The sequence below is a fragment of the uncultured Candidatus Puniceispirillum sp. genome (assembly GCF_963979125.1).
GTDB lineage: Bacteria > Pseudomonadota > Alphaproteobacteria > Puniceispirillales > Puniceispirillaceae > Puniceispirillum.
In genome coordinates, this window is sequence record NZ_CAXBVX010000103.1 from 1 (window position 1) to 7,167 (window position 7,167).

General features: G+C 50.8%; 7 protein-coding genes. 4 read left to right on the top strand and 3 right to left on the bottom strand.

Going from position 1 to position 7,167, the window contains the following annotated elements; translation table 11 throughout:
- The 3 genes from ABNT28_RS09235 to ABNT28_RS09245 form a co-directional block, all read right to left on the bottom strand.
- On the bottom strand, window positions 1-853 hold an 853-nt coding region (locus ABNT28_RS09235), incomplete at its 3' end, for a CNNM domain-containing protein (protein ID WP_348721449.1).
- 10 nt (window positions 854-863) lie between these two features.
- Window positions 864-1,964: a 3-dehydroquinate synthase gene (gene aroB, locus ABNT28_RS09240; RefSeq protein WP_332923230.1), complete on the bottom strand. Its 1,101-nt coding sequence runs from the start codon at window positions 1,962-1,964 to the stop codon at window positions 864-866.
- Window positions 1,965-1,971: 7 nt separating this feature from the next.
- Window positions 1,972-2,592: a shikimate kinase gene (locus ABNT28_RS09245; RefSeq protein WP_332924630.1), complete on the bottom strand. Its 621-nt coding sequence runs from the start codon at window positions 2,590-2,592 to the stop codon at window positions 1,972-1,974.
- A 259-nt stretch (window positions 2,593-2,851) separates the two neighbouring features.
- Between ABNT28_RS09245 and ABNT28_RS09250 the strand changes: the two genes are divergently transcribed.
- From ABNT28_RS09250 to ABNT28_RS09265, 4 genes are read left to right on the top strand one after another with little or no spacing between them, the layout of a single operon-like run.
- A complete protein-coding gene (locus tag ABNT28_RS09250) occupies window positions 2,852-2,989 on the top strand; it encodes a hypothetical protein (protein ID WP_332924631.1) in 138 nt (45 codons plus the stop codon).
- The gene (locus tag ABNT28_RS09255; protein WP_348721450.1) at window positions 2,970-5,066 is read left to right on the top strand and encodes a hypothetical protein; all 2,097 of its coding nucleotides are present in this window, start codon (window positions 2,970-2,972) and stop codon (window positions 5,064-5,066) included. The genes ABNT28_RS09250 and ABNT28_RS09255 overlap by 20 nt, the downstream gene beginning before the upstream one ends.
- Before the next feature lie 59 nt (window positions 5,067-5,125).
- On the top strand, window positions 5,126-6,064 hold the full coding sequence (locus tag ABNT28_RS09260) for a tyrosine recombinase (RefSeq protein ID WP_332924633.1): 939 nt from the start codon (window positions 5,126-5,128) through the stop codon (window positions 6,062-6,064).
- Between the two features lie 29 nt (window positions 6,065-6,093).
- Window positions 6,094-7,050 (top strand): acetyl-CoA carboxylase carboxyltransferase subunit alpha, encoded by a 957-nt coding sequence (locus tag ABNT28_RS09265; RefSeq protein ID WP_332924634.1) that lies wholly within the window; start codon window positions 6,094-6,096, stop codon window positions 7,048-7,050.
- The last annotated feature ends 117 nt before the right edge of the window (window positions 7,051-7,167 follow it).

The following is a 7,167-nucleotide window of genomic DNA, read 5'->3' on the forward strand; positions in this document are numbered from 1 at the left end:
TGGCAATGTCCTGGACAAATTTGTTACCATTACCATTACCATTACCATTACCATTTCCGTTTGTTTTTTCGCCAATATGGCCGATTGATCGTAGCAGATCCTTTACATGCAGAACCCCAGTAATATTGTCTGATGTTCCCGAAAAAACAGGATGGCGTGTATGCGGGGATTCCAGCACGCGGCGCAAAATATCGTCAAGATCATCATCGGCGTTGATCATGTTGACACTGCCACGGTGCGTCATGATTTGTTCGACAGTTAGTTCGTTCAGATCGAGGATCGAAGACAGCATAGCCTGTGTTTCGCGATCATCCTCGTCACCATCAGCGCCATGTAGTTCGATCAGACCCCTGAGTTCTTCTTCACGGTCAGTGTCATCATCCGATCTGGCACGAATCGTTATTGATGCCAGCCAGCGGATAGCAAGCGATAGAGGGCTGAGTACCAGCACCACTATGCGGATCACAGGTGCAATTGTCAGGGCATAGCGGTCAGCATAGGTCAAGGCATAGGTCTTGGGCATGACTTCGGCAAACACCACCAGAAGCACGGTCATGGTGATGGTCGCCCATAACAGACCAGCTTCGCCATAAAGAGTGATAAAAAGCGAAGTGGCAATTGCCGATGCCAGCACATTGACCGCGTTATTACCAATCAGGATTGCCCCGATCAGACCTTCACGATCTGCGCGCAACGTTTCGACAATTTTTGCATTTTTATTGCCTTTGGTCGCCAGTTGCCGCATCCGCGCATCCGAGGCCGCCGTCAAGGCGGTTTCGGCGCTGGAAAAGAACGCTGATGCCAAAATCAGAATTACAATCAAGGCTGAGATAGTCCATAAACTATCGCTCATCACAGTTGGCCTACTCCAATAAGGCTAGAACGGTTTCGGGTGGTACATCACCACTAACAAAAGCATCGCCAATCGATCTAACAAGAACAAAATGCATGGTGCCGTCTTTGACTTTTTTATCATGCTTCATATGACGAAGCAGAGTTTCTGCTGATGCCTGTCCGGCAGGCAGATTTGATAATCCGCTGGGTAATCCACTTGCCTCCAGTTGGGCTTTGCATCGGCGCGCATCCTGTCCATTACAAATATTAAGCGCAACTGACAGATCAAAAGCAAGCCCCATACCAGCCGCAACAGCTTCGCCATGCAATAATCGGCCATCATAATGCGCTTCAGCTTCAAAGGCGTGCGCAAAGGTATGACCCAGATTCAACAAGGCGCGTTGACCAGCCTCGCGTTCATCAGCCTCGACAATGCGCGCTTTGGCAGCACAGGATGTAAACACGGCATGCGCGATCGCCGCATCGTCAAGTGCCAGCACGTTTTTACCGTTTGCTTCCAGCCATTCAAAAAAGTCACGATCACCAAGCAATCCATATTTGATAACTTCGGCGAACCCAGCGCGTAATTCGCGTGGTGGTAGGCTGGCCAGAAGCGCGGTATCGGCAAGTACGGCTTTAGGCTGATAAAAGGCGCCAATCAGATTTTTCCCTTTGGCCGCGTTAACGCCAGTCTTGCCTCCAACCGAGCTATCGACCTGCGCTAACAGCGATGTGGGTATCTGCACAAAATCAACACCGCGCAATAGGCTGGCCGCCGCAAAGCCTGCCAGATCACCAATAACGCCGCCGCCAAAAGCGATTAATAGAACTGACCTGTCAACGCCAAGCGCCAGAATATCGTCAAGAAGCTGCGCCAGAACAGGCATTGATTTACTGGCTTCGCCAGCGGGTACTGTCAAAGCGTCTATCTTGCGCGCTGTTTTGGTCAAACTTGTCTGTAATGTATCAAGATGCATGGCGGCGACATGCTGGTCGCTGATTATGACAATATGCCGATCAGCAGCAATCGCACCAAGAACATCACCTGTCTGCGCCAGCAGATCAGGGCCAATGACGATGTCATAGGCGCGATCACCAAGGCCAACTGTGAGCTTTGAAATATTTTGCATATGTGACCTATGCGCCTTTCGACGTATTTGTGATAGCGAGACAATCAGCAATGGCATTCATGACTTTGGACGCGGCTTGCCGTTTGCTGAGGCCGTCGGTATTCACATGCAGGTGCGCCTGCTCGTAAAAGGGTGTTCGGATAGTGTTTAGCCGAGTCAGGATTTGAATGGGCGTTTCATTACTTTGTTTCTGGCTATGTTTGCTATGCAAAAGCGGGCGGCTATCAACATTGCCGATCCGGGACAGTAATGTTTCGGGTTGGGCTTTCAACCAGACAACTAAGGCCTTGTCACGTAGCAATGCTGCTGTGTCGGGCTGGCAAAAGGCGCCACCACCAGTCGCAATGACCGCTGGGGCACCACCAAGCAATATTTCAATTTCGCGATATTCCATTTCACGGAATTTGGCTTCACCTGCGAGATCGAAAATATCAGCAACTGTCACGCCAGCGGCGCGTTCAATGGCGGTATCACTATCGGCAAATGGCATCTGGAACATGGCAGCCAAATTGCGTCCAACCATTGATTTGCCGCATCCCATCAGCCCAACCAGTGCGATAGGTCGCGTTATTGGGGGGCCGCCATAGCTTTGCGTCAGCGATCCTACCATCTCATGCGAATTTTGCACTTTTTGCTCCATAGTCTTTCTTATACGCCCACTTATAGTCGAGGGAAATAGGCCAGCATCCCAAAAGCGCATGCCCTAGCTTCGACGTTTAATGGCATAGTTTTTGTGCATATGCAGGTCAAAAGTACAATAGGGTAGAATATTTGCCCTATTAACGACATAATATGGCCATACATACCTTATTAAAAGATATTGGATTAAACAATATTGGGGCGAAGGATTGTAGGCAGAATGCCTTTCCTAACGAGTTGGAGATGAAATGACACGTATTGCTATTTTTTTGATTTTCTTCATCGGGCTGGCGTCAGCAGGATTGATTGCCCTGTCAGGCTGGCAGATTCCGGCACCTACGGTTGTTGTTAATAAGGTAATTCCGAATGAAAATTTTCCAAAATAGTCAGTCTGCCATTTTCACAGGGATGCTATTTGCCCTGACGGTGTCACTATCGTCTTTGGCGCCAATGGCCAGCTTTGCGCAAGATAATTCTAGTGCGGCCGCAACTAAGCCGCTTGACCTTATCACGCTGGGCACCGCGTCACCGGTCGCAGGCGATAGTCAAAGCGAGGCCATAATCTATGATGCGTCACAGGCGCAATCTGTGGATGCGGATGCTTCGCTTACGCCTTCATTGGATGTTGAAGCAGACAGCCAAAGCGCCAATAGTCCAGTCAATAGCCAAATAGATAGCAATGCTATGCAAGATGCTACGGTCAAAACTGCGAATGACGCACAGCCAGACGCCGAAATTCAGACATTGGCTACCACCAGTGCCGCCTATGGCAGCGCTACGCTTGGTCGGCGCAAGATTTCAGATGTTGGTCTGGCAGCGATTGGCGTCAGCGATACAGCCCCGCAGGACAGCACCCTCGATAGTTTGATATGGCGTGGGACGCCTGCCAAGAATGCGGCGTTTCTGCTGGAGAATGGGGCAGTAGCCAATCAATCTTTGACTATATCGGCTTTGGCTTATGATGTTGTGGCACGGCAGTCGGTGCCGCCCATGGGGGCGAATATGATTGCCGCCGATCTGGTGCGCGCACGGCTGGCATGGCTGGCACGTGCTGGGCGTTCGAACGATTTGGCCGTGCTGGTTGAACAGCTTCCCGATACCGAAAAATGGGCTAGTTGGAAACGCTGGCTTGTCGAACATCATCTGATGAGTAGGCGTGATGATATCGCCTGTGCCACTGTCACCGCCCAGATTGAAATGACGCTTGATCCGTTCTGGCATCAGGCCAAAGTGATCTGTGATGCGGTTCAAGGCAATATGAGCTCAGCGCGGTTTGCCGCTGATGTGCTGGCGGCGACAGGCATGGGAGATCCGACCTTTATGGGGCTGGTTGATGAATTATTTACCGGCAAGGTTTTTGAGGATATTGATCCGACAACGCTGGAAACAATTCATATTATTCTGATGGAAGCCTTGCACCGCCCGATCCCGATTGAAGGCATTGCCATTATGCCACCGCAAATGGCGCAAACGATAACGTCGCTTCGCTATCTTAGCGATGACGCGCGGATGGTTTCGACCTATGACGGTTTGCAACGCGGTCTTGTATCACCGCGCGAGGCAGGAAAATTATGGCGCAGCGCTGGTGATAATAAAGATAATCCTCAATCAGCGCTGGCACGTCTTGATAGCGAAGTTAGCGCGCTGACGTCGGCAATGGCGTGGCGGGCGCTTGATGTTGATGATAGCAATGCGGTTTTTGGCCTGATCGTCGCGGCGATGAAACGTGAGATCACAGTTGGGAATGGTAGCTTGATGTTGCCGCTTTATGCCGAACTGGCAATCAACGCGCTTGAAGTGATGCAATCACAAACAACGACCCCAGTGCTTGTCGATGCGGCTATGACCGATAATGCGACTCTGACATCATCTGGACTGAATAATGATGATGCAGCTGACAATATAGATGTTGCTGTTCCAACCGTGACATTGCCTGATGAAGCGGTTCTGGATGATATAGATATTCTTCTGGCTTTGGCTGATCCGACGACGATGCCAGCCATTCTGGAAAGCAACAACCCGATAGCTTATCATATCCGCACTTTGCTAACGCTGGATGTGGGTAATGAATGGGAAGCGGATACTTTGCAGACACTTGATGCGTGGCATCTGCAACCGCTTTTGCAAGCAGCCGGAATTGATGCCCCAGACATATCCTGGTTTGACCTGTTGCAAAGCGGTACACATGTCGCCTATAGCCGTGAAAAACTGTCGCCTGTCTTGTTGCGTGCTTGTGGCGAAGCTGCCGAAAAGAAGCGCGTCGCCGAAACCATTTTGCTGGCAAGCTGGCTACTGCAATCAACAGATTTTACCAATATTGATCCGGTTGATGCAGGTCTTGTGATTCAGTATCTGCGCGATGTTGGACAGGAAAAGGCAGCTATGGGCCTGATGCGCGAAATCGCCACGGCGCATCTGATGACACAATTTGCGGCAGATACACAAGATGATGATGCTGGCTGATGAATAGGCCGTAATACAAAGTCTGTATCAACGTAATCTGGATCAAAAGTGGGGGTGGCATGTCGGGTAAAACCGCACTAATCAATCCTGAAGATAGTGTCCATATCGACGGGTTTTTGCAGGCTTTATCAGCTGATCGTGCATCGGCGGCCAATACGCTGGCGGCCTATCGGCGTGATTTACATGACGCTGCGGTCATCATGCAGGTGATGAATAAAACATTATATATGGCAACTGTAGAGGATTTGCGACACGCCATTCATGCGTGGCATAAGCGTGCCTTGTCGGCGCGTTCGGTTGCAAGACGGCTCAGTGCCCTACGGCAATTCATGGGCTGGCTTGTCGAAGATAATATCCGCGTTGATAATCCGATGCGCTGGATTGATAGTCCGTCAGTGCCGTCACCAGCACCCAAAAGTCTGACCGAGGATGAAGTGATCGCCTTGCTGAAAGCGGCAAATGCGCTCACGCCTGATTGGGTGGCGGCGCGGGCGCGGGCGATTCTGGAAATTTTCTATGCAACGGGTTTGCGCGTCAGCGAAGTTGTCGCGCTAAAGGTTGCCCAGTTTCGGCGTAATCCCGAAAGCCTGTTGGTGACAGGCAAAGGCGGCCGTGAACGAGTCGTGCCATTGGGGAATGCGGCAAAGGTTGCGGTGCACCATTGGATCGAGATACGTGACCGTAATGCGGCGGCGCTTTTGTCCGACTATCTGTTCCCAATGGGTGATGGGCCAATGACACGGCATCAATTTTCGGCGTTGCTGAAATCACTGGCAGGGGCTGCGGGAATCAATCCTGACCGTGTCAGTCCGCATGTGCTGCGCCATTCCTTTGCAACGCATATGCTCAATCGCGGTGCTGATTTGCGCAGTCTGCAAACGCTTCTTGGTCATGCTGATATTACAACAACACAAATTTATACCGCGACACGCCCTGATCGCCTTGCCGGTTTGGTGGCAAGTGCACATCCCCTTGCCACAAAGACGCAAGATAGTTAATATAAAAATGTACTTATTAGGATTTATGCATGCGACATTTTCTTGATTTCGAAAAACCCATTGCCAGCCTTGAAGGCAAGGTTGAAGAACTCCGTCATATGACGACGGATGGCAATATTAATATTGCGGACGAAATTGGTAAATTACAGACCCGTATTGAACGCGAACTCAAGCAAACATATGAAAAGCTAGGTGCTTGGGAAAAGGTACAGGTCGCACGGCATCCCGAACGCCCGAAAGTGCGTGGCATTGTCGATCAGCTATTCGAAGATTTTACCCCGCTTGCGGGTGATCGCAACTATGCTGAAGACCATGCGGTGATCGCGGGTATGGCGCGTTTCCGCGGCCAGTCTGTTATGGTCATGGGTACCGAAAAAGGTAGCACAACCGAAGAGCGCATTAAATGCAATTTCGGTATGGTGCGCCCCGAAGGTTATCGCAAAGCGACCCGCCTTATGGAACTTGCTGGCCGCTTTGGTTTGCCTGTTCTCAGCTTTATTGACACTGCTGGCGCCTATCCAGGACGCGGTGCCGAAGAACGTGGTCAGGCCGAAGCGATTGCAACATCGATCCGTGCCTGTATGCGTCTGCCAACGCCGATGGTAGCGGCGATCATTGGCGAGGGTGGTTCTGGCGGTGCCATTGCGCTGGCGGCAGGTAACCGTGTTGTGATGTTTGAACATGCAATTTATTGTCTGATTTCGCCTGAAGGATGTGCCTCAATTTTGTGGCGTAGTGGCGAACATGCCAAGGACGCGGCCGAGGCCTTGCGGATTACATCAGATTATATGCAACAGCTAGGCGTTGTTGATGATGTTGTGACCGAACCGCTTGGCGGTGCACATCGTGATCAGGCGACAGCGATCACGGCATTGGGCGACTCGTTTGAAAACCAGCTTAAATCTATGGCTGGCATGAGTGGCAAAGAGTTAATTGCTGATCGTGCGCAGAAATATATGCTGATGGGCGATAAAGGTCTCGCCTAGGCAATTTTGCCTCAGATATGACAGCCTCATTAGACATGACGGGTTGGTTTTAGCGCAGGTTGCGTTGTGATTGCAGGTATCGCATTACGCGCAGATTGAATTTGGCTTTTATCTATA

Bases quoted from the DNA above. Each gene is read 5' to 3' on its own strand.
- ABNT28_RS09260 (WP_332924633.1), top strand. From the start codon at position 5,126: ATGTCGGGTAAAACCGCACTAATCAATCCTGAAGATAGTGTCCATATC.
- ABNT28_RS09250 (WP_332924631.1), top strand. From the start codon at position 2,852: ATGACACGTATTGCTATTTTTTTGATTTTCTTCATCGGGCTGGCGTCA.
- aroB (WP_332923230.1), bottom strand. From the start codon at position 1,964: ATGCAAAATATTTCAAAGCTCACAGTTGGCCTTGGTGATCGCGCCTAT.
- ABNT28_RS09265 (WP_332924634.1), top strand. From the start codon at position 6,094: ATGCGACATTTTCTTGATTTCGAAAAACCCATTGCCAGCCTTGAAGGC.
- ABNT28_RS09255 (WP_348721450.1), top strand. From the start codon at position 2,970: ATGAAAATTTTCCAAAATAGTCAGTCTGCCATTTTCACAGGGATGCTA.